This is a genomic window from Cupriavidus sp. SHE (assembly GCF_000812445.1).
Lineage (GTDB): Bacteria > Pseudomonadota > Gammaproteobacteria > Burkholderiales > Burkholderiaceae > Cupriavidus > Cupriavidus metallidurans.
The window spans coordinates 88,230-111,018 of the sequence record NZ_JWMB01000052.1 but is presented as its reverse complement, the minus strand read 5'-3'; the positions used below and the strand labels follow the sequence as shown (position 1 = coordinate 111,018).

Genomic DNA, 22,789 nt, shown 5'->3' with positions numbered 1-22,789 from the left:
GCTTGCGTCTTTTCATCCCCCGAGTCCCGCGTGGTCACACGACCGCGCGGTTACCGCATTTCTCAAAGGAGATCAGCCATGTCTCTGGCATCCCGTTTTGCTCCGCAATCCCCGATCCTGCGCTCCGATCGCCCACTCTCGGACGACCGTATTCGTGCCGTTGTTCCCTCGATCTTTGCCGACGCTCCGCATGGGAGCCGGTCCGATCGGTATGCCTACATACCGACCTCGGTCGTGCTGACCAGGTTGCGCCAGGAGGGTTTCGAGCCCTTCATGGTGTGCCAGACGCGCGTGCGCAACGAGGATCGGCGCGAGTACACCAAGCATCTCATCCGACTTCGCCATGCAAGCCAGATCAACGGCGACGAGGCGAACGAGATCATCCTGCTCAACAGCCACGACGGCACGAGCAGCTACCAGATGCTTGCCGGCATGTTCCGGTTCGTCTGCCACAACGGCCTGGTCTGCGGTGACACCACCGCCGACATCCGCGTTCCTCACAAGGGCGACGTGGCAAGCCAGGTGATCGAAGGTGCCTACGAGGTTCTCGAAGGCTTCGAGCGCGTGCAGGACGCGCGCGATGCGATGCGCACCATCACCCTCGATGAGGGCGAAGCGGAAATCTTTGCGAATTCCGCGCTCGCACTCAAGTACGACGACCCGGCCAAGTCCACCCCTGTCACGGAGAGCCAACTTCTGGCGCCCAGGCGCTGGGACGACCGCAAGAACGACCTGTGGGCCGTCTTCAACCGCGTCCAGGAGAACCTCGTCAAAGGGGGACTGAATGGACGCTCGGCCAATGGCCGCAATCAACGCACCCGTCCGGTGCAAGGAATCGACCAGAACCTGCGCCTGAACCGGGCGTTGTGGCTGCTGGCCGAAGGCATGCGCCAGCTCAAGGCGTGATGCCAAGCGGACCTCGCCCAGCTCGGGTGAGGTCCATTTCCTCTCATCCACCGGGCGCCGTCGGCGGCCCGCTATTCGTCATCAGGAGAACCAACATGGCAACCACATCGGCGCCCGAGCAATCGGTATCGCCCATCATTGTTCCGGGCCAGCTCACGCTGCGCACCATACGCGGCAAGAACGGCCCGTTCACCGTCGGCCGCCTTGTCACCCCCATCGGCAAGTTCGCGGTCAAGGATGCGGAGCTGGAGCAGTACCCCGAAGGAAAATACGACGGGGAATTCATCATCCGCTACATCTTCCCGAAGTCCTATCCGGTCGGCGACGGCATGCGGTTCGAGATCCGCGCCAACCTGGACGGAATGACGCTCAACGGAATCGACAAACTGAGCCGCGACGAAGCCCGAAGCTTCGCCACCCAGGACGTCGATCCACTCGATGAAGAGCTGGGGACGCAGCCTGCAGCAACGCCGGCCAAGTCTGCCAAGGCCTCCACGCCCGCCAAGCACGCACCCGTGCAGGCGTCGGCGGATCCTCTGGTCGATACCACGCCCTTCGGTGTGGATGCGCCGACGCCCGCTGCGGCGGCTGCCCCCGGCAGCACCGAAGATGGCGACGCCGCTCTGTTCGGTCTGCTGTGGCCGCTGGGCGAGTCCGTGAAATTGGATTCGACCATCGACCGCCGCGCCCTGCGCGCGCAGATCGCCCGCCTGGGCGAACTGGGTTTTGCGTTGGACTTCAAGACGCAGGAGTGGAGCCGTCAGGCCGAACTGCAACCTGCGTGATCGCAGACGCCGCATCCGCGGTGTTCTTCATCCACCCGCCGGGGTTCCTTCCCCCTGCGGGGGAGGCCTCGGCCATTTTCTGGAGGTCTCCATCATGTCCACCATCGCTTTCGATGTACCCCGTTCCGCGCTGGATGAATCCGCATGGCGAGCTGTTTGCAAGACAGCCGCCGAGCACGCCCAGCGTGGTTGCGGCCTGTCCTGGGATCATTGGGTCACGCTTTTCAGTTCGGAGATCGACGCGCAAGCTAGTCGGTTGCCGGAAAGCCAGCGAGCTCAGGCCCTGGAAATCGCAGCCCACGAATGGGACTACGCAACACCCGCCGAGCGGCAGGAAGCCCAGGACTGGAATGCGGAGCATGGCTATTGCTCGCATGGGATCGAGTTCGGCTACTGCCCGGCCGGTTGTGATCGCGACGATGACGACTGGGACTAAGGGCAAAGCATAGGTTCCTTCGCCGCACCTGCGGCTTTTCATCACCCGCCGGGAGGCCCTCCCCGTGGGGAGGCCTCCGGCTCTACTTTTCCAGGAGGCCTCTCATGGGCTGGTATTTCTCACCCCAATCGCGGTCTGAACTGATCGCGGAACTGATCGCACCGCAAGAGACCGAGCGCGCCAGCGTCAAGGTCATCGCCCACGCGCTGCGCGGCAACGTCCTCTGGTCTGTCGCGGAAGTGACGGCCAAGGTCGAAGGCGTACATCGTGATCTCGCGCCGGGCCAATCCCTGCGCTACATCCGCTGCGATCTGCTTGAACGCAGCGGCGGCCAGTGGGGTTACAAGCCGCTGGACGAGTCCATGCACCCGTACTACTACTCGTGCCCGCTGTCCTATCTGGACCTTGCACCGGAGCAGTCTGCCGAATGGCGTGCAGGCGTTCGCGCCTACCACGCTCGGCGACGCACACCCACGGCTGTCACGGCACCCGCCGCAACGCTGATGGTCTGAGCCAGGAGGAACCGACATGGACCTGATCCTCGCTGCGCTCTCCCCCTCGCTGCTGGCGCTCGTTGAAGGGAGTTTGTCCAACGACGAAGTGTCCTCCGACGAGGAGATGCTGGAGTACTTCATCAGCAACGGCCTCACCGAGAAACAGGCGCGGCAGGCACTGACCTACCGCGACCAGTACCTCAACAACATCTACCTGGACGGCTTCACGCCGATCACCGCGGTGGACGAGGTGCTTCACTTCAACCCGCACACCCGGCAGTTCGAGCCGGACTGAGCGGTTTTCTTCCACCCCCAGGGGCAGCACTTGCCCCAGCGGGCGGTGCTGTTCCCGTTCATCCGAGGACACCACCATGCCCGCACACACTTCTTCCACCACGCTGTACCGCATCGACGAATGCCCGGATGTGATGGCCGACGCCTGCGTCGGCGACGACCAGGGCAACCTGATCTTCCTGTCGATCTGGGCGCGGGACACCGCCGTCCAGCAGTTCCTCGCTCGCCTGACCCTTGGGCGCGACGAGCAGGGACTGGACCAGTTTCACGTCATCACCGACCAAGGCGGCAGCGTCCCGGTGTTCATCGGCAACGTCGATCGCCTGGAAAAGCGCATCACGCGCGCCTACCGGCGAACGCTGTTCGGTTCGCTGTCCAACGTGTGGCTGTTCGACCGGCGCTGCGTCAAGCCCGACAAGGCCAACGCCAGCGCGCTGGCATTGCTGCCACGCGACAGCGCCCACCGGCTCGACCGCCTGTGGACGCTGGTGCGGGACACGTGCCCGTTGCCGCTGCTCGACCACTGGCGCGAGACCGTGCTGGAACTGCTGCAAAGCCGCGAGATGCTGGGCCGCCTTCCGTTCGCCCTCGGGCCGCTGGAAGGCCATCGGCTCGCCATCGACGTGCCGACGCTGACCCTGGCGCTGGGCTCCCTGATCCGCAGTGACGTGCTCACCGCCTATCCATACCCGGCCAAGATCTGGACGCCGGAAGTGGTAGCGGCCTGACCCACCCTCGGAGGCACGCCTTGGTGTGCTTCCGTCTTTCATCCCCGCCAACCAGGAGACTTCCATGGCCCTCATGTTCCCGCGGCTTGCCCGCAATTTCGTGAAGAACGGGTATTTCCCGACTGATGAACCCACGCTCGAAAGAGCCCTCAACGCACTGATGCCCAGCGACGGGCCGATGTGCATCCTCGATCCCTGCGCCGGCGAAGGCGTAGCGATCGCCGAAGCCGCCCACGCCCTCGGGCGCGAGCAGGCCAAGGCGTTCGCCGTTGAGTTCGACGCGGAGCGGGCACGCCATGCCCGCGGCCTGGTCGATCACTGCCTGCACGCGGACCTGATGGACACGATGGTCTCCAAGCAGTCGTTCGGACTGCTCTGGCTCAACCCGCCGTATGGCGACCTGTCCAAGGACGTCAACGGCAACATCGGCTATCAGGGCCAGGGTCGTGCCCGCCTCGAAAAACTGTTCTACCAGCGCAGTTTGTCGTTGCTGCAATACGGCGGCGTGCTGGTCTTCATCGTCCCCGGCTACGTGCTCGACGCGGAGCTGGTCGGCTGGCTGACGCGCCACTACACCGACCTGCGCATCTACCGAGCGGTGGAGACGCAGTTCAAGCAAGTTGTGATCTTCGGCCGGCGGGTGCGCCAGCGCGAGCAGGCCTCGGATGGCGTCAAGGCCGTGCGCAATCTGCTGCTGCAGGTTGGGCAAGGCGAGATCGAAGCTGACGAACTGCCGAGCGAATGGCCGTTCCTGCCGTACATCGTCCCCGCCAGTCCGGCCGAGCCGGAGCATTTCTTCCGCGTGACGATGGAGCCCGAGCAGTTCGCCGACGAGGTTGGCAGGCTGCAAGGCCTCTGGCCGTCGCAGGACACGCACCTGGGGGCCGCGCAGCAGTCGCTGCGTCCACCGGCGCGGGCCTTGTCCCACTGGCATCTCGCCCTGGCTCTGGCCGCAGGCGCGATCTCGGGGGTTGTGCGCTCCAAGACGGGGCGCGTGCTCGTCGTCAAAGGTGACACCCACAAGGACAAGACGCTCCAGCGGGAATTCACCGAACGCGAAGACGGCTCCATCGCCGAGACCCGCATCCTCACCGACAAGTTCGTACCTGTCATCCGCGCGTGGGACATGACGCCTGGCTCCCCGACACGGGGCGACGTCTTGACCATTCGTTAATCCACCGGACGCGCTGCTGTCCTGCTGTACCACATCGAAGGAGAAACACCATGTTCCCAAATCTGTTCAAGCGGCCCGCGCCGCAGAAGCAACCGTTGTTCGCACCGGGCTCGCTGAAGTTGAGCGAGAAGGTGCATTGGTTGGCCCGCAAAGGCCTGATCGACCCCTTGACCTATGTCCAGCGCCATGTGCGCGGTGACTGGGGCGAGATCGACAAGGCCACCCGCAAGGCCAACGACGTCGCACTCCAACAGGACAACCTGATGATCTCCTACTACCGGATCACGCCGGAGCTGGTTCTGATCGTCAAGACCAGCGAAGACCACCAGACCACGGTTGTCCAGCTTCCCGAAGAGCGCGACATGATCTGAAGTCACCCATCGTCATCCCAGTCACCTGACGGAGCCACTTCACTCCGCCAGGGGTGTCGTGGCTCAATGAATCCATCAAGGAGGAATCCATGGCATCCCGACACATCGAAACCTACTGCCAGGACCTGCTGTTTCCGGTAGGTGCACTCATCCTCAGCGAAGGTATCGACCGCCTGGTCCGCACCGGTCGTCTTGACCCGATTCCGTACTTCCGTCGCCATGTCCGTGGCGACTGGGGGGACGTCAGCGACGGGCAATGGCAAGCCAACGGCATCGCACTTCAATCGGGTGCTTTGCTGGAATCGCACTACGTGATTCATCGTGCGCTGCGCATTCGCATCGTCACCGATGCGAAACGCCATCTCACATCCATCGTGCTGCCGTCCGAAGACTAAGCACATTTCACCAGCAGGCCGCCAGCGCCTGCGTTTTCCATCCACCGTCGGCCGTGTGCCGATTGATCTTCCCACCCTGGGGCAGGCCATTGCCCCTTTGGGGGTGGTGCATGCCCCATTTTCTTTGGAGCATCACCATGTCCCTCGATCTCGAAAACACTACCGCCGAAGCCACGCCCGTACAGGGCGAACTGCTCGACGCGGAATCCAACCCTCTGACCCTGAGCCTTCAGGATTTTGTCGGCGAGTTCGGCGACGAACTGCTCGACGCCCTCAACAGCGCCAATCCGCCGGTCTATACCGGCCAGCCGCAGGCGCATCGTCAACTCGTCGTCGCCAGCCTCAAACGCAAGCTATTCCAAGCCCAAGCCGAAGTCGTCCATGCCGCCGCCGAGCTGCTGATCGACCGTGGCGAACACGCCGCGATCGTCAACGGCGAGATGGGTTGCGGCAAAACGACCGTTGGTATCGCCACAGCCGCCGTGCTCAACGCCGAAGGCTATCGCCGTACCCTGGTTCTTTCTCCACCGCACCTGGTCTACAAGTGGCGGCGCGAGATCCAGGAGACGGTGGCAGGCGCCAAGGTCTGGGTGCTCAACGGCCCGGACACGCTGGTCAAGCTCATCAAGCTGCGCGAGCAGTTGGGTGTGCAGCCCACGGGCCAGGAGTTCTTTGTCCTGGGGCGCGTCAGGATGCGGATGGGATTCCACTGGAAGCCTGTCTTCACCACGCGGCGCACCCGCCATGGCGACGTGGCAGCGTGCCCTGACTGCGGCACGGTCATCACCGACCTCGACGGCGAGCCGGTCAACCCGGTCGCGCTCGAAGCCGAGGAGTACCGCAGGAAGTGCAGCCATTGCGCCGCGCCCCTGTGGACATTGATCCGCCCGCGCAGCCTGTCCGGCAGCGACCAGTCCTCGGCCGTGCTGAAAGCGTTGAAGCGCATCCCGACGATCGGGGAAGTCACCGCGCAGAAGCTGATGCAGAAGTTCGGCGACGGGTTCCTGGCGTCGATGCTGGGCGACAACATCCATGAGTTCATCAACCTCATGGACGGCAACGGCGAGCTGGTGTTTTCCGACCGTCAAGCCACGCGCATGGAACGTGCGATGGCCAACATGGAGTTCGGTTTTGGCGAGGGCGGCTATCAACCGTCCGAGTTCATCAAGCGCTACCTGCCGCAAGGCACGTTCGACCTGCTCATCGCCGACGAGGCCCACGAGTACAAGAACGGCGGCAGCGCCCAGGGCCAGGCCATGGGCGTGCTGGCGGCGAAGGCTCGCAAGACCTTACTGCTGACCGGCACGTTGATGGGCGGCTACGGCGACGATCTGTTCTACCTGCTGTTCCGAGCCCTTCCCGGGCGGATGATCGAAGACGGCTATCGCCCGACCACGAGCGGCAGCATGACCTCGGCCGCGATGGCGTTCATGCGCGATCACGGTGTCCTGAAGGACATTTATTCCGAGAGCACCGGGACGGCGCACAAGACCGCGAAAGGCACGAAAGTCAGTGTCAGAACGGTCAAAGCTCCGGGCTTCGGCCCCAAGGGCGTGCTGCGCTGCATCCTGCCGTTCACGATCTTCCTCAAACTCAGAGACATCGGCGGCAACGTTCTGCCACCGTATGACGAGGAGTTCCGTGAAGTCGCGATGGACACGGCGCAAGCCGCGGCCTACCGCGATTTGGCGGGTCGGCTGACCGCGGAGCTGAAACAGGCTCTGGCGCGACGCGATACAACCTTGCTGGGTGTGGTCCTCAACGTGCTGCTGGCCTGGCCGGACTGCTGCTTCCGGTCGGAGACCGTGGTGCATCCGCGCACACGCAATACCTTGGCGTTCGTCCCGGCTCAGTTCAACGAGTTCGAGATCAGCCCCAAGGAGCGTGAGCTGATCGACATCTGCAGGGAAGAGAAAGCACAGGGCCGCAAGGTTCTGGCCTACACGGTCTATACCGGCACGCGCGACACGACTAGCCGGTTGAAGGTATTGCTGGAGCAGGAAGGCTTCAAAGTGGCGGTACTGCGCGCAAGCGTGGATGCCAGCCGCCGCGAGGACTGGATCGCCGAGCAGTTGGACCGTGGCATCGACGTGCTCATCACCAATCCCGAGCTTGTCAAGACGGGATTGGACCTGTTGGAGTTTCCGACGATCGTGTTCATGCAGTCGGGCTACAACGTGTATTCGCTCCAGCAGGCGGCACGCCGCTCTTGGCGTATCGGGCAGAAGCTGTCCGTGCGCGTGATCTACCTGGGCTACGCCGGCTCCTCGCAGATGACCTGCCTGGAGCTGATGGCCAAGAAGATCATGGTCTCGCAGTCCACTTCGGGCGATGTACCCGAATCGGGGCTCGATGTCCTGAACCAGGATGGTGATTCCGTCGAGGTCGCATTGGCCCGGCAATTGGTAACTGCGTGATCTGCTGTCTGCCGGCATCCTTTCGGGGGTGCCGGCATTTTTCTAGGAAATTGCTGCTCGGAGGATTCGATCACCGCCCCGGTCCCAGCGCGGGGAAGGCTAAACTGATCAGACAATACCGAGATTCAAGGAGGCACTATGGCTATGGTGATCGAAGCAGCATATGCAGATGGTACTGGTGCAGCCAACGCACTGCATATGTCTCAGGCGCAGTGGGAAGAGTTGCAACGGGCGTACTGCGTCGGTGATCTGCTGATGCCTTGCTGCAACGCTCCAGCGATTCCCAAGGTTAGTGCTAATGGGTACCCCTTCTTCGCGCATCTAGGAGGTGCGTGCAGTACTTCCGAAGAAAGCCAATGGCACCTGGCGGCCAAGATACTTGTGCGCAGCGTGCTTGAAGATCTTGGATTCCGTGCCTCGGTTGAAATGCCGGGTTCGGGTGATGCAGGTCGCTGGCAGGCTGATGTCTGGGGTGAGCGCAATGGGGTTAGGTTGGCTGTCGAGATCCAAAGATCGTATCAGTCGCTCCGTGACTACCGTAAACGCCAAGAGCGGTACCGCGAGGCGGGCATCAAGTCTCTTTGGTTGCTGCGGCAGGAGCGATATAGCACTCTCACCAAGAGCATGGGAAAGGAGCGTCTGCGCACCGAGTTTGGGGGCAAGTTCCCTTCGGCCGGCCACTTCGGCCCGTGCCTTTCTGACCTGCCGGTCGCGATGCTTGAGCTAGATCCGGCCCCAACGGTCAAGGGTGCCGGATTCTTCAACGCAACCCTTCCAAACATACTTGAAGCAGTGCTTAGTGAGCGCTTTCTTTGCATCAACGGTCTATGGTGTATCGATAACCTAGACTCGATGAATAACGCCGCCAGACTCGCGCGCGAGCGTTTCGCAGCCAATCGCTTGGCTGCAAAGATGTAGCTCGACTGTGGTGTTGCTCGACATGCGCCGACGCAGCACCGACACTCCAGATTCCCGGGTTCACACTCAAATGCCAGCGGCACGCATTCGCGCCTCCAGCTCATCAAGGAATGGCGAGCGCCCAAAGCGCATAGGGCCATAGCGGCCATCAACGAAGCCCGAATACAGCATGTGGACCTCGTCGCGAGCACGTGTGAGTCCCACATAGAAGAGCCGGCGACTTTCGCGCAACTTCTCTGGAGTTTCATTGCGCCACGGCAGATTTCCGAGGTCGAGTCCAACCATGATGACGACGTCGTACTCACAGCCCTTTGCGGAATGCAGTGTCAGCAGATTCAGGTGATCGGGCGAACCGTCCCGACCGCCCAAACTCGTGATGTCTAGCGAAGCCAGTGCACCGCCTTCAGCGAGCGCTGCCGTCATGCGATCCAGTTGCTCCTTCTGATCAGCGAGCGCCAATTCAGCCGCCAGCAGATGATCCACTACACCGTTGCGCAGCGAAGCAACAAATTCTCGCGCAGGTTGCTGGTCAGCACGCAGCTCCCATAGCAAGGCGGTTAGCTCTTGCTCTTCGCGCTTGGCCTGTGAATCGTCCAAGCTCGCCCGATGAAATGCGCGATAGCGGTCGAGTAGTCCACGCAATTGTGGGCGTCCAACACGCCAGCCACCCGCGCACCACGCCGCACAATCTTCTACCCAACTTGTTAGGGCAACCTTGCGGTAAGGTGCTGCGGTATCCACACGGATGTGATCGAGACCACCGGTTGCCACAGCTTCAGCCACGATATCGCCTGCGCGATAGTCTTTGTATAGGATCGCGATATCGCCCAGTGTTCGTCCCGGCTTGGAGGCTAAGGCCGCCGGAATGATCTGCGCGACGGCGTGCGCAGCCTGGTCCGCCATACCACCCGGGCGCAGGACAAATTCGATGGTCGTTTGTCGCGCAGGATCGCTCGCTTGATAGCCTCGGGCTTCTCCAAGCGCCATCTCTGACGCAGTCACGATCCCTGCACCAGAACGGTAATTTAATTGAAGCTGGACAGGCTCAATGTCTCTGCGAGCCGCCAATTCCATGAGCAACGCGCCATCAGCTCCCGTAAATCCATATATCGACTGATCCGCATCCCCGACAGCGAAAAGTCGGACACCCCCGTCGAAGGCAAGGCGTTTGACGATGCGATGCAGTGCCACGCCTAAATCCTGGTACTCATCCACCGCGAGCACGGGGAATTTTGCCTGAACCAGAGGTAGTACCCAGTCGTGCTCGGCGATCAAACGCTGGCCGAAGACAACCATGTCATCGTAGTCAATCAGCCCCTCGTCGCGCAGAGCGGCCTCGTAGGCCTCGGCCCAGGCAGCGAGTTCCTCCTCGCTACGCCAAGCGACGCTATTTCGATTGAGCACGGAACGGCGATGCCGCCCGAGGTCAATAACTTTGTACGGATGGTTCTGGCCGAAAAGCGCATCTCCAGTTTGCTTCAACAACCGATCACTGACTCGTTGAGTGGCTACCGAAAGTGGGAAAGATATGGGCAGGCCGGCCAGGCGTCCATACGGCATCAAGAGATGACGCAGACAGAACCCATGGACCGTACCAATGAAAAGATTAGGTGCCTGCTGAAGTCCCAAGTTTTCAATTCGGCGAGCGAGTTCGCGAGCGCACTCCTGGCTATAAGTGATGCACGCAACGCCACGAGGGGCCTCGACGTCTTCGGCCAGGATGCGGGCGAGCTTTAGGACGAGTGTCTTGGTCTTACCGCTCCCGGGACCAGCGAGTACCACACAATGTCCTTGAGAGTTGTAAGCTGCCAACTGCCCTGGATTTCCAGCCAACTCGGCAGCCTGCGCCAGGTAGGCTGTACCGACGTTACGCGACGGCATCGCGGATATGCTCCAGCGCAGAGCGAATGTAGGCCGGGCAAACGTCCTCAGACACCGACGGCGCAAGTGCCTGTGCAAATCTCCCCTTGCCAATCCGTTCAATCAACTTCAGCAGCCGGTCTTCATCGACCTGATCCGGATCATCCACCCACTCTTGCAATGCGTCCCGGGTGACTTGCCTCAGCGGCAACTCCTGCTCGATTACCGACTTCATCGCCTCGGTCATTCCGGCGGCAAATAGGTCGGATTCCAGCGTGCTCTCGTTGACGAAGTATCCAAACTCTGCGGCGTATTTGAGCACCTCATCTATATCCAGGTCATCGTAACCATATTCGTCATCGACCTCGTTTAAGAGATTAATTAATCGCCTGTGGGCTAGTGGAGGTTTGCCATTGACCGGGTCGCGATCTGTCAAAATTACATGTGGAATATTTAGCCCTTTAGGGCCCAAAAGCTTCACATAAGGAGTGAAGTTCGTCCCCCCGACCGAGCACACAGTGATTCCAAGTATGTCGAAAGGAATCCCGAGGGCGTCGGCGAACGCGGGAATGATGAAGCGCTCGGCGTCCCCTTCAACCAGAATCACTCCCCGGGAAAATAATATTTCTCCGCGAGTGACGTCGATGTAGCGCTGGAGGTCGTCTTCATCCCTCTGTGTGAAAGGTGTGTTCGCGGTCGAAACCGCGACGGTTTTCCCGTCCGTTGCGTTATGACGCAGGAGAACGATGGACCTAATCGGTGTAACGCTTGCGATATGCGGCGAGTGAGTAGTGAGAATTGTCGTCAGTGGAGGGGCTTCGTCCTCATCTTCCGCTCTTGTGCCGAGAAAGTAGCGATAGACAAGACGCTGGACATGCGGATGCAGGTGCGCTTCGGGCTCCTCGACGACGAAGAATGTGTGGTCGCGCTCCCCCTCGGAGACGAGACGGTCGAGTTCGAGGCTCTTCAAGGCCAGGAAGATCAGATTCGCCGTTCCTAGGCTGGCATCGCCGACACCGCGAACACCGTTGTCGATAAGCAGCCGAAGGCTACGCAGCAATGCATCCACTCGTGTAGGTGCAAGTCCGAGCGATACCGGGACAGCATGTTGCCCCCCGGCGATTGCGATCAGCCGTTCGCTGATCCGTTCTGCTGTCGCTACCACTTCCTCGTGTCCAGCCAGCTCTCGCTGTGCTTGGTCGACCTGATTCTGAATCTCCTCACGGGCGTCATCATCCAACGACGCGGCAAGATCCTCAATGAGTGGCCTCAATGGCGAATTGCGCCAGCTCGCAAGGTCCTTCTCAGCGTCACGCAGGGCTACCTGAACATCTATTGGCAACATCCGGCGAAGTGCGCCGCCGATACGCATTTCGGGATCGTTGCCACCGAAGATCACATACTCATAGTCCTTCAACGATTCCGGGGCGCGCCCCAGGCCCGCCTTAGGCTGGAAGCGGTAGGTGAGTCGGGCCACCATGGGTGGGCCAGGATCAATCACGCAATCGTTGAGGTGAGCCATCAGCCGGGGATCGTTTGTGAAGTCCGTTAGATCCACAGAGACCTCAATGGTCGCACCAACCTTGTCTTCGCCAAGTCCGTCCCAGAAATGTTCAAGCCCCAGTTGTCGATCGCGTTCAGACAAGCCCGGATCAAGGATCAACTGCAGGCCGCGAATGAAATTGCTCTTGCCAACCTTGTTCTCTCCCACGATGACGATACTTTCCCCCGTCTCGACATCAACATCCGAGAAATTGGCGAAATTGATCAACCTGACCCGAGAAACCCTCATTTACGCCCCCGTCCACTGGTGTTTTAACAAATAGTAGCAGTCAAGCGGCCGGCCTCCATCCGCCGACCGCGACTGAGCTTTTCCGTTTCGGCGCCCTCAAGGCCGCTTTTGTTCGACTAGACCGCTGCCGGCAAATCGGACGCAGCGTGGTTCGCATTGTTTGCTGCTGCCCCGGGCCTTAGCGGCGATGGTGAGGGCTCGTTGTTTCAGGACGCCGAGCTTATGTGCCCCTCTCCACCTTGGTTTCACCATCCCGAACGCCGCCTGCTGGCAGGAGTCCTCGGCCTGCTCTGGTCGGTGCTGGCTGGCGGCTGCGCTACGACGACTGCGCCGCCCGCACCTGATGCCATCGAGGAAGTGTTGGCCACGCCCGAACCCGAGGCGCCCGAGTACATCCCCGTCGTGCGCTACGGTCGCTACACGCTGGTCGAGCTGGCACCCAGAGCGGCGCAACGCGACCTGCTGTTGCAGACCATCGACGTGTCCATGCCCGAAGATGCCCGCGCCACCGTCGGCGATGGGCTGCGGCATGTGCTCAAGCGCAGCGGTTACAGCCTGTGCCAGACGGCGCACGCGGTAATCGAGCTGTACGCGCTGCCGCTGCCGGCGGCGCACCTGCACCTCGGCCCCATGACCTTGCGCGATGCGCTGCTCACACTGGCTGGCCCGGCCTGGGAACTGCACGCGGATGATCGCGCACGGCAGATTTGCTTCGAACGGCCCGCCGACAGCGCGGTCATCGAACCCGCATCCGAGCCACCCGCCGCCGAGGCGGTGCAGACGTTCCCGCTGGAGCCTTCGGTTTCGGGAGGCCAGCCATGAGCGCCCCACAGTCTGCCCGGCGCCCGGCCGCCGTCGTGATGGTGCAGAGCCTTCTGTGGCTCTGGCTGATCGGCCTCAGCGTCTTCGTAGCCTTGGGCTACCAGACCATGAACGACCAGGCCGACCAGGAACGGCTGGATTCCCGCCTGCAACGCCTGGAAGCCCGGGCGGCGGGCCTGGTCGAGTCGATCGAGGCCATCCAGCAGCGTTCGGCCGTCGCAACGGCGGCAGACCTCAAAGACACCCGCCAAGTCTTGGAAGCACGCGCTGCCCAGGTTGAGAAAACGCTGAGCGGCTATGCCGCTGCCGACGACCTTCAGGCGCTGCGCGCGGAGGTCGAGCAGATCAAGGCGCGCCAGACCGCTGCGCCCGTTCCGCGCGCCGCAGCACCCGCCCAGCCGCGCGCATCGGGCAAGGCCGCCGCCAAGCCCGAACCGCCGCCGCTGCCGTTCCGCGTCGTCGGCGCCGAATTGCGCGCTGGCCAGCGCAGCGTGTCCGTTGCGCCGAGCAGTGCGGACTTCACGCCTGACCAGCTTCAGGTGCTGCTGCCAGGTGATGCGCTCGGCCCGTGGCACTTACAGGCGATTGAGGGCAACACCGCCGTGTTCCAGGCCGGCAACCAGACCCGTCGCGTGGCGATTCCCTGACCGGAGCACACCACATGAATCCGTCGATCATCCTTTCCGCGCTCCTGCTGGCATCCGCCCAATTGCCCGCCTGGGCGCAGCAGCCGGTCACCGCCCCGGCCCGCAATGCGCAGAACCAGGAGCGTCCGCTGGTCGCCCGAACCCCGGACGACCAGGTAGCAGGCGACTGGGGCCTCCAACCGCAGGAATGGGCGCTATACCGCGAGCTGATGGACGGGCCGCTGGGCATCTATTCGCCTAACCTGGACCCTCTGTCCGCCCTGGGCATCGAGGCCCGCACCGACGAGGAACGGCGGCGCTACGCAGAACTGCAGGTGCAAATCGAAGCGCGCCGCGTCGAGAAGCTGCTTGCCTATCAACGTGCCTACGACGAAGCCTGGCAGCGCCTGAACCCCGGCATGCAACGGGTGAACCTGCCTGACGACAAACCCAGCGGCGGCGCAGTGCGCGGCGGCGGCCGCACGGCGGTGTTCGTCAAGGACGGCTGCGCGGCCTGCGGACAGCTCGTGCAACGCCTGCAATCCTCAGGTACCGAGTTCGACCTGTACATGGTCGGCAGCCGCCAGGACGACGCGCGCATCCGCGACTGGGCCAAGCGCGCACAGATCGACCCGACACGGGTGCGCAGCGGCACCATCACGCTCAACCACGACGGCGGCCGCTGGCTGTCGCTGGGTCTGCCCGGCGATCTGCCCGCGGTCGTGCGCGAGGTGAACGGCCAATGGCAGCGCCAGCCCTGACGGCGCGGTTTCGCGTACTGGTGATCGCTGCTGGCCTGTACGCCTGCGCCGTCCATGCCCAGGAGGTTCCGCCTCCGGCCTATCAGCTTGCCGCCCAACGTGCGGGCATTCCCTCCACGGTGCTCTACGCCGTGGCCTTGCAGGAGAGCGGCATCCGGCGGAACGGACGCATCGTCCCGTGGCCGTGGTCCCTCAACGTCGCCGGCCAATCGCGCCGCTATGCGACCCGCGCCGACGCCTGCGCCGGTTTGCAGCAGGCGATGCGCTCCACGCCGCACACGCGCATCGACGCGGGCCTGGGTCAGATCAACCTCGGCTACCACAAGCACCGCTTCACCAGCCCGTGCGACTTGCTCGATCCGTACCGCAACCTCGCCATCGCCTCCGAGATCCTGAAGGAGCAGCACATCCCGGGGGAGAACTGGCTGCTGGCGATCGGCCGCTACCACCGCCCCGCGGGGGGCGAGCCCGCAGCCCGCTACCGGCGGAGCGTTTCCCGCCACCTCGCCCGCGTGCAGGGCACGCGCCCAACCGCCGCGGTCCTCGCCGCGCGCCAGGAGACCACCCCATGACGAAATCCCATCTGGCCCATCTCGCGGCGAAAGGCCTGCTCGTGCTGCTGGCGGGTCTGCCGCTGGCCTCGCGTGCCGGCGAGCCGCTGATCTTGGTCGAAGACCGTGGCGGCACGTCGGCGCTGCCGTACTACGAAGCCCTGAGCCTCCAGCCGCGCGCCAACACTCCGGCCCGATCGCCCATCCCTGCGACTCAGATCCCGGCCACGCCGGCGGATGAGGCCGCGATGTTGCCGGTGCGCAGCGCCAAGCTCACGCCCGGCACCGTCGCGCGGCGGGTGATCGAGGCCCCGGGCCTGCGTCCCTTCGTGGTCGTGGGCGACGACGAGGCTTCCCAGGCCTGGTTGCGCCGCCATGCAGCCTCATTGCGCGAGCGCGGCGCGGTCGGTCTGGTGGTCAACGTCGAGACCGTGCAAGGCCTGGCGCGGCTGCGCGCACTGGCGTCCGGCGTGCCGCTTGCGCCCGTGTCCGGCGACGACTTGGCCGAGCGCTTGGGCCTGCGGCACTACCCGGCGCTAGTCACGGCCACCGGCATCGAGCAATGAAGCCATGTCGGGGAAACAGCCGGTCGAGGTTCTGCTTCGCCCAGCGGTGGAGCTATATACCGTCGCGGCGTGTGCAGGCGCCGCGTTTCTGTCCCTGGTGGCCCCGTGGTCGCTCGCGCTGAGCCCCGCCATGGGTGTCGGCAGCGCGCTGGCGTTCGGAGCCTATGGCGCGATCCGCTACCGCGATGCCCGCGTCATCCTGTGCTACCGGCGCAACATCCGTCGCCTGCCGCGCTACGTGATGACCAGCAAGGACGTGCCGGTCAGCCAGCAACGTCTGTTTGTGGGACGCGGCTTTCTGTGGGAGCAGAAACACACCCATAGGCTCATGCAGACGTACCGGCCAGAGTTTCGGCGCTACGTCGAGCCGACGCCGGCCTATCGGCTGGCCCGGCGCCTGGAGGAACGGCTGGAGTTCGCGCCGTTCCCGCTGTCCCGGCTATCGAAACTCACCGGCTGGGACGTGCCTTTCAATCCGGTGCGGCCGCTGCCGCCAGTGGGCGGCCTGCCGCGCCTGCACGGCATCGAACCCGACGAGGTGGACGTCAGCCTGCCGCTGGGTGAGCGCGTGGGCCACTCCTTGGTTTTGGGAACGACAAGGGTGGGCAAAACACGTTTGGCCGAACTCTTCGTCACTCAAGACATCCGCCGGAGGAACGCCGCGGGCGAACACGAGGTCGTGATCGTCATCGACCCCAAAGGAGATGCCGATCTCCTGAAGCGGATGTATGTCGAGGCCAAGCGCGCGGGCCGCGAAGGCGAGTTCTATGTCTTCCATTTGGGGTGGCCGGACATTTCGGCACGCTACAACGCCGTAGGCCGATTCGGTCGCATCTCGGAAGTCGCCACCCGCATCGCGGGGCAGCTCTCCGGCGAAGGCAACAGCGCAGCCTTCAGGGAATTCGCGTGGCGCTTCGTCAACATCATTGCCCGCGCCTTGGTGGAACTGGGGCAGCGCCCGGACTACATGCTGATCCAGCGGCACGTCATCAACATCGACGCGCTGTTCATCGAGTACGCCCAGCACTACTTCGCCAAGACCGAGCCCAAAGCCTGGGAGGTGATCGTCCAGATCGAGGCCAAGCTCAACGAGAAGAACATCCCGCGCAACATGATTGGGCGCGAGAAGCGCGTGGTGGCGCTGGAGCAGTACCTATCCCAGGCCCGTAACTACGACCCGGTGCTCGACGGCCTGCGCTCGGCGGTTCGCTACGACAAGACGTATTTCGACAAGATCGTCGCGTCTTTGCTGCCGCTGCTGGAGAAGCTCACCAGCGGGAAGATTTCCCAGCTTCTGGCGCCGAACTATTCCGACCTGGCCGACCCCCGCCCGATCTTCGATTGGATGCAGGTCATCCGAAAGCGCGCAGTCGTCTATGTGGGCCTGGACGCGCTATCCGATGCCGAGGTCGCCGCAGCGGTCGGCAACTCGATGTTCAGCGATCTCGTTTCGGTGGCAGGCCATATCTACAAGCACGGGATCGATGACGGCCTGCCGGGCGCATCGGCTGGCACGCGCGTGCCGATCAACGTCCACGCGGATGAATTCAATGAACTGATGGGTGACGAGTTCGTGCCGCTGATCAACAAAGGCGGCGGCGCCGGTCTGCAGGTCACCGCGTACACGCAGACGCTTTCGGACATCGAGGCCCGTATCGGGAACCGCGCCAAAGCGGGTCAAGTGATTGGCAATTTCAACAATCTGTTCATGCTGAGGGTCAGGGAGACGGCCACCGCCGAACTGCTGACCCGGCAATTGCCGAAGGTCGAGGTCTATACGACCACCATCGTCTCCGGCGCGACCGACAGCTCGGACATCCGCGGCGCGACGGACTTCACCAGCAACACGCAGGACCGCATCAGCATGTCCAGCGTGCCGATGATCGAGCCGTCGCACGTCGTCGCCTTACCCAAGGGCCAATGTTTCGCATTGTTGCAGGGCGGCCAGCTTTGGAAGGTTCGCATGCCGCTGCCGGCACCGGACCCCGATGAGGTCATGCCGCAGGATCTGCAACAACTGGCGGGCTACATGCGCCAGAGCTACAGCGAGGCCACGCAGTGGTGGGAGTTCACCAGTTCCCCGGCGTTGCAGGACGGGGCCTTGCCCGACGACCTGTTGGATGATGCCGCTGCGGCCGAACCTGGCCCGGTGGCCACCGACGACAGCGCCGGCAATGAGGCCTCGCCATGAAGGATGCCGCCTCGACCGCGCAGCGGGAGCAGAACCAGCGCCAAGGCCTGATCGTCGGCACCATCACCTTGCCGTTCCGGCTGCTGGGGGTGCTGATCGGCTCGCTGCTGTTCTCCATTGTCGTGGAGTGCGTCGGAATGCACCTGTTCTGGAAGGACGAGGGCTGGCGACACTCCCAGCAGATGTTGCAGTACGAGTTGGGGCACCTGTCCAACCACTTCACGCGCAGCGTGGTCGTGCAGGAACCGGGGCGCACGGCGCACGAGCTGGTGGATACCGGATACGAATGGGTGTTCGTGCGCTCGGGCTTGCTGGAGCGCATGAGCCAGACCGCCGAGCGCGCCCGTGCACCCAGCCACGGGCAGACACGCAACTTTCGCTACTACATCAGCCAGGCCTATGTCTGGACCGAGAGCTACCTGATCGCCGCAGCCTTCACGACGCTGACCTTCCTTGTGCGCCTGCTGGTCCTGGTGCTCACGTTGCCGCTGATCCTCACCGCGGCATTCGTCGGCCTGATCGACGGCCTAGTGCGGAGGGACGTGCGCCGGTTCGGCGCGGGCCGCGAATCGGGCTTCATCTACCACCGCGCGAAAGCAAGCCTGATGCCGCTGGCCGTTCTGCCCTGGGTCACGTACCTGGCCTTGCCGATCTCGGTGCATCCACTGCTGATTCTGCTGCCGAGCGCCGCCTTGCTGGGGCTGGCCGTGAGCCTGACCGCGGGCAGCTTCAAGAAATACCTTTAGGCGAATGCTGTCCCGCGTGGCTGTAGTGCTCATCGGTTCTGCAGAACATCTAACGCAGCGTCCAACGCCGTAATCGATTCGACAATGACTCTCACTAAGGAGCGGTCGAACTCGTGGTCTCGCTGGGAATCGTGGACACCGCTGTTGAGACACCCCCATTCAATGCTTCCTGCACCAACACCAAGCAGCCGGGTCAAAGCGACAACGACGTCTGGCGCGCCAGCATGCTGCGCGGAGATGCGATCGACGGCTGATCTCAACTTTGCGCATTTGTTGTTCAATTCCCAGGGGGAGCGTGGCCCGCCTAGCTTGAGTTCGATGCGCCCATCTGCTCGCCGGCCCAGCCAAGTCCAGAGACGGTCAGTCAGACTCTCCAGCGCGGGCCGCGCCTGGCGCAGCGCCTCACGCTTCTCATCGGCTGCCAACGCCTGCTGGGCCAACAGGACGTAGTTCTTCGTCGGTGGATCGCTGTCAACGCGCAGCTCATGCTCGCCCTGGTGCGGGAGGAACTTGTAGCGCTTGATGGACCCGGCCCGCCGGGCGCCCAATTCCTGCTGGATCCGGTGCAGAAACTCCTCGGCGTGTGAGGTGAGGATGACCTGCTTGCCGACGAGCAAGCCATCCTCGAAGAAGGTACGCCAGATTCCGTCACGATGGTCATCGTCGATCGCGTTGACGACGTCATCGAAAATGACCACGGGGCACCCCTGCGCGATGTTCTTCGCCAGCAGAATCGCCAGACCCAGGCACTTGATATGCCCTTCGCTGAAGACCACCAGCGCGTCATAGCGCACGCCAGGCTCACCGGTGAACTCTACTTCGATCTTGCCGTTTTCGGCGACAGGCAGCCACAACGCGTGCAAGAGGTCGCCAGGCGGATCAGCACGATTGAATGCGTTGTACAGATTGCGTGCCTGTTCTCCGAGGCCCTGGAGCAGCACGCCCGGCAATGCGGCCAAGTAGGCTTGGATTTCGGGCAAGAAGCCGTCGTAGGCGGCCTTGACCCGCAGGTGGTGCGCGACTACCGGCACTTCGGTTGCGACCGACTCGATCAACTCACGGTTCGCCTCGTCAAATTGGGCCACGGTCTGGCGGGCAGCGGCCATTTCTTGGTCGGCTGTCATGCGTATGGTCCGCAGCCGTTCGATCTCCAGCCGGTGCTGGTCCAGTGCGTCCCGCTCCCGGGCCAGCGCCCCGCGCAGGGCATGCGCTTCGCGGGCTTGCGCGTCGGCGCGCTCGATGATTTCCGTGACCTGCAGCAGAGCGTTCCAGGCACGCCGGTCGCCATCGACCCATGCGCCAAGCCAGGCGCCTGTCGAGGTAGGCGGCAATGGAGGCAGGCCTGCTGCCTGCAACTGTGCAGGACAAGCGTTTGCGCCAACCGCGACTACCCGACGCATCTCGTCCCACAGCGCCCGCACCGCCTCGCTCAACTGCGTCCGTAGGCCGGCTTCCTGCTGCTGGAGGGTGGCCAACTGCGCGAGCTGCTCCAGGCCCGTGCGGGCCTTGGCGAAAGGATCCTGTGCGACAGCAGCCAATCCGGTTCCGCATGCGGGACAGGTGGTCGCCCCGTCAGTCAAGGCCAGCACAGCCTCGTAGAGCTTAGCGTACGACACTTCCCCAGCACGCGCCGAAAGCTGTCCGGTGGCCGCCTGCCACAGGCCTTGAAGGTGATAAGCCTCATCCAGCAGCGTCTGCAGCCGCGCTTGGCTCACCTCATGAACGGCAGGTGGGACGGCAACCAGTTGCGCCTGGACGTACGGCAGCCGCCCTTGCTGCTCCGGTGTGCCGAGCAGCCAGTCAACGCAAGCCTGGTACGTCGCGCCGGGCGACATTCGTTGCGCCAGCGCTTGCTCGGAGTTCTCCACCGCCGCGATCTTTTGCGGATAAGCAGCGATCGTCTGTTCAGAGTTCGCCAACTGCAAGCGCCGCTGCGCGAGTTGAGTAGCCTGGGCGCCGACGAGCATCAGGTCTTGGTCGAGCGCGGGATTGAAGCCGCGCACGAAGTCGCTGAACTGATCCACGCCAAACAAGGTAGCGATGAGCTGCCGCTGATCGCCCGGAGTACGCGCCGCGATGCGGGCGAAGTCATCGAGGCGGTTCTTTTCGATGAAGCAGAAGCGGTACTCCGCTTCGTTGGGCTGCACAGCCTGGGCCTGGTCTGGTGCTCCGGAAGACAGGACGGGCGCGACATGGCGACGCAACCGGGCATTGTTGCAGTATGTCCGTTGGTCGACCCGCTTGACTTGGGCCTCGCTGATGGAGCCGAGCATCGCCACTTCCAGCGCCTCGCAGAAGCTGCTCTTGCCGGTACCGTTGGCGCCATAGACCAAAGTGATGTCGTGGCTGAGGTCGAATGTCTCTTGCCGCATGAATCCGCGAAACGGTCCCACCTCAAGCTGGCGCAGGCGCCCCAGCGCCGGCCCGACTTCGGGTCCGTGGCCATCTCCCTGGTACGCGACCGGCATCTGCGCCAAATGGGCGACGGCCAGTGGCGCCATGCGGGTGGAGCGTCCACGGCGCGCTGCACCAACTTCAGCCAGAGGTTGCAGGTGATCAAGCACCAGATGCGCGAGCCGGCACACGTCGTCATGCACCTGGCGTTGCGCCAAGTGCGCCAAGAAGCGGTGGTACTCCGAATGAATGCTTGCCATGCAGCCCCCTCTACACAGGAAGACGCTTCGATGGCGTCCTTGATGATGTTGATCGGTCGCCAGCGCAGTAGGCACAGGCGGGTCATGCTTCCATTCGCTATTACGGTTTGTGGAAGTTCTCAGCAAAATAGTCGATGACCTGCCCCGCTTGGGATCCCTGACGGAAACGCTTTTGCTCCTCGAAGTCGATCGAGGGCAGCATATGGATCAGTTGATGATCGGCGTACAGCGCCATGACCTTCTCGGCATCCAGTACCCCGGCGCGTTGTCCGGTAAGCGTATTCGCCGCTTCGATGGCCGCGCCGATCATCACGTCCGCCACTTGCACTGCAGGACTGTGCTTTGAATCGATCTGAGTCACGGACTGAAGCTTGAGCGGAAAGGTGATGCTGGCGATCTCCGATTGACGAAACGTGATCGGTTTCTCATGGCGGATGTACCGCTGCAGCAGGTCGTGATAAGTGAGCAGGTTCTTGGACTGATCGTGCTCGACCCGATACGGGCCGTCAGCCATGATTTCCATCCGACTGACCAGGGACTGCAGCACCACGAAAGCAGCATCGGTGTTGACGCCCGGCGTGACGATCGCCTTCAGGCATTCAGGGGCAGCGAACTGCGCAAGCGGGCCAAGCGCTTCCGGCAGTTCCCACCAGCGCGATGCGCACGCCGCATCGATCAGGTTCCCAAGCGCCTCCGAGCTCTTTTCCTTCACCGCGCGCTGGAAGCTGACCAACAGCCGGTCGAGCGCGCCTTTGCCGAGGAGCGTCGGTCCAACCGTATACAGCAGCGACGCAAGCGAGTAGTTCTGCCCGTCTTCGTAGAAGTCCATGCCGCGCTCATAGTAGAACGGCTCGACCGCGTAGTCCAGGAACATCAGCAGCAACAGGTAGCGCTTGTCGCAGACGTAGGTCACGCACTTGTGGTCGGTTAGCAAGTCGCGCTGCAGCGCCATCAGACGGGGGTGATTGGCTGGGCGCCGAGCCAACGCCCGGTACTTGAGTTCGTCCGCCTGAAGCTTGGGAAAGTGCTCCCGGATCAGGCGCCCGGCCTCGTCATCCTCAATGGCGATGGCCGTCGCTCCTTGGAACCGCTGCTCAGGGTTCATCAGGTCAAAGCCGGTATAACCACTTTCATCGATCCGGAAGCATTCCATTCAACTCTTCCCCTGGACAATGGACACTCCGATCCTGTCGGCCAATTCGAGCACGGCATCGTAGGCACCGACGTCGTTGTGCGAAGGCTCAGACGCGGCCGAGGATGGTTCACTAGGTGGCTCGCCATCGGCGGGCAGATTGGCGCATC

Annotated in this window: 22 protein-coding genes; 18 read left to right on the top strand and 4 right to left on the bottom strand. The window is 63.1% G+C overall.

The window, feature by feature from the left end:
• Positions 1 to 78 precede the first annotated feature (78 nt).
• The 11 genes from RN01_RS25790 (at position 79) to RN01_RS25740 (ending at position 8,918) form a co-directional block, all read left to right on the top strand.
• Complete coding sequence (locus RN01_RS25790) at positions 79 to 906, top strand: DUF932 domain-containing protein (protein WP_011871441.1); 828 nt, start codon at positions 79 to 81, stop codon at positions 904 to 906.
• A 95-nt stretch (positions 907 to 1,001) separates the two neighbouring features.
• Positions 1,002 to 1,691 carry a DUF3275 family protein gene (locus RN01_RS25785; protein ID WP_009876584.1) on the top strand — a complete coding sequence of 230 codons (690 nt, stop codon included), beginning with the start codon at positions 1,002 to 1,004 and terminating at the stop codon, positions 1,689 to 1,691.
• Positions 1,692 to 1,785: 94 nt separating this feature from the next.
• Positions 1,786 to 2,127, top strand: coding sequence for a hypothetical protein (locus RN01_RS25780; protein ID WP_011871442.1), 342 nt, complete (start codon positions 1,786 to 1,788; stop codon positions 2,125 to 2,127).
• 104 nt (positions 2,128 to 2,231) lie between these two features.
• The gene (locus RN01_RS25775; RefSeq protein ID WP_009876585.1) at positions 2,232 to 2,639 is read left to right on the top strand and encodes a hypothetical protein; all 408 of its coding nucleotides are present in this window, start codon (positions 2,232 to 2,234) and stop codon (positions 2,637 to 2,639) included.
• Positions 2,640 to 2,655: 16 nt separating this feature from the next.
• The gene (locus RN01_RS25770) at positions 2,656 to 2,916 is read left to right on the top strand and encodes a hypothetical protein (protein WP_009876586.1); all 261 of its coding nucleotides are present in this window, start codon (positions 2,656 to 2,658) and stop codon (positions 2,914 to 2,916) included.
• Between the two features lie 76 nt (positions 2,917 to 2,992).
• Positions 2,993 to 3,643, top strand: coding sequence for a hypothetical protein (locus tag RN01_RS25765; RefSeq protein WP_009876587.1), 651 nt, complete (start codon positions 2,993 to 2,995; stop codon positions 3,641 to 3,643).
• Between the two features lie 40 nt (positions 3,644 to 3,683).
• Positions 3,684 to 4,817, top strand: a complete 1,134-nt coding sequence (locus tag RN01_RS25760) for a DUF6094 domain-containing protein (protein ID WP_254912368.1) — start codon at positions 3,684 to 3,686, stop codon at positions 4,815 to 4,817.
• A gap of 50 nt (positions 4,818 to 4,867) precedes the next feature.
• On the top strand, positions 4,868 to 5,188 hold the full coding sequence (locus RN01_RS25755; RefSeq protein ID WP_009876589.1) for a hypothetical protein: 321 nt from the start codon (positions 4,868 to 4,870) through the stop codon (positions 5,186 to 5,188).
• 89 nt (positions 5,189 to 5,277) lie between these two features.
• Positions 5,278 to 5,583: a hypothetical protein gene (locus RN01_RS25750; protein ID WP_024569561.1), complete on the top strand. Its 306-nt coding sequence runs from the start codon at positions 5,278 to 5,280 to the stop codon at positions 5,581 to 5,583.
• A 137-nt stretch (positions 5,584 to 5,720) separates the two neighbouring features.
• Positions 5,721 to 8,000 carry a helicase-related protein gene (locus RN01_RS25745; RefSeq protein WP_011871444.1) on the top strand — a complete coding sequence of 760 codons (2,280 nt, stop codon included), beginning with the start codon at positions 5,721 to 5,723 and terminating at the stop codon, positions 7,998 to 8,000.
• Between the two features lie 138 nt (positions 8,001 to 8,138).
• Positions 8,139 to 8,918, top strand: coding sequence for a competence protein CoiA (locus RN01_RS25740; RefSeq protein ID WP_017514159.1), 780 nt, complete (start codon positions 8,139 to 8,141; stop codon positions 8,916 to 8,918).
• A gap of 66 nt (positions 8,919 to 8,984) precedes the next feature.
• Here RN01_RS25740 and RN01_RS25735 read toward each other — a convergent pair whose 3' ends face one another.
• Entirely contained in the window at positions 8,985 to 10,799 is a 1,815-nt protein-coding gene (locus RN01_RS25735) for an ATP-dependent helicase (RefSeq protein WP_020924957.1), read from the bottom strand.
• Entirely contained in the window at positions 10,786 to 12,570 is a 1,785-nt protein-coding gene (locus RN01_RS25725; RefSeq protein WP_011871446.1) for an ATP-dependent endonuclease, read from the bottom strand. Before RN01_RS25725 ends, RN01_RS25735 begins: the two co-directional genes overlap by 14 nt.
• Positions 12,571 to 12,792: 222 nt before the next feature.
• Between RN01_RS25725 and RN01_RS25720 the strand changes: the two genes are divergently transcribed.
• Genes RN01_RS25720 through RN01_RS25690 form a run of 7 tightly spaced genes read left to right on the top strand, consistent with a single transcriptional unit; the run spans position 12,793 to position 18,833 of the window.
• Complete coding sequence (locus RN01_RS25720; RefSeq protein WP_020924956.1) at positions 12,793 to 13,392, top strand: PilL N-terminal domain-containing protein; 600 nt, start codon at positions 12,793 to 12,795, stop codon at positions 13,390 to 13,392.
• On the top strand, positions 13,389 to 14,039 hold the full coding sequence (locus RN01_RS25715; protein ID WP_009876593.1) for a hypothetical protein: 651 nt from the start codon (positions 13,389 to 13,391) through the stop codon (positions 14,037 to 14,039). The genes RN01_RS25720 and RN01_RS25715 overlap by 4 nt, the downstream gene beginning before the upstream one ends.
• A 14-nt stretch (positions 14,040 to 14,053) precedes the next feature.
• The gene (locus tag RN01_RS25710; RefSeq protein WP_009876594.1) at positions 14,054 to 14,779 is read left to right on the top strand and encodes a TIGR03759 family integrating conjugative element protein; all 726 of its coding nucleotides are present in this window, start codon (positions 14,054 to 14,056) and stop codon (positions 14,777 to 14,779) included.
• Positions 14,761 to 15,351 (top strand): transglycosylase SLT domain-containing protein, encoded by a 591-nt coding sequence (locus tag RN01_RS25705; RefSeq protein WP_009876595.1) that lies wholly within the window; start codon positions 14,761 to 14,763, stop codon positions 15,349 to 15,351. The genes RN01_RS25710 and RN01_RS25705 overlap by 19 nt, the downstream gene beginning before the upstream one ends.
• Positions 15,348 to 15,896, top strand: a complete 549-nt coding sequence (locus tag RN01_RS25700; protein WP_009876596.1) for an integrating conjugative element protein — start codon at positions 15,348 to 15,350, stop codon at positions 15,894 to 15,896. Before RN01_RS25705 ends, RN01_RS25700 begins: the two co-directional genes overlap by 4 nt.
• A gap of 4 nt (positions 15,897 to 15,900) precedes the next feature.
• Complete coding sequence (traD, locus tag RN01_RS25695) at positions 15,901 to 18,087, top strand: type IV conjugative transfer system coupling protein TraD (protein ID WP_011871448.1); 2,187 nt, start codon at positions 15,901 to 15,903, stop codon at positions 18,085 to 18,087.
• Positions 18,084 to 18,833, top strand: coding sequence for a TIGR03747 family integrating conjugative element membrane protein (locus RN01_RS25690; RefSeq protein ID WP_009876598.1), 750 nt, complete (start codon positions 18,084 to 18,086; stop codon positions 18,831 to 18,833). Before traD ends, RN01_RS25690 begins: the two co-directional genes overlap by 4 nt.
• Before the next feature lie 29 nt (positions 18,834 to 18,862).
• Here the strand turns inward: RN01_RS25690 and RN01_RS25685 are convergent, their stop codons facing one another.
• Positions 18,863 to 21,487, bottom strand: coding sequence for an ATP-binding protein (locus RN01_RS25685; RefSeq protein WP_011871449.1), 2,625 nt, complete (start codon positions 21,485 to 21,487; stop codon positions 18,863 to 18,865).
• 100 nt (positions 21,488 to 21,587) lie between these two features.
• Positions 21,588 to 22,640 carry a DUF3800 domain-containing protein gene (locus RN01_RS25680; RefSeq protein WP_011871450.1) on the bottom strand — a complete coding sequence of 351 codons (1,053 nt, stop codon included), beginning with the start codon at positions 22,638 to 22,640 and terminating at the stop codon, positions 21,588 to 21,590.
• Positions 22,641 to 22,789 lie beyond the last annotated feature (149 nt).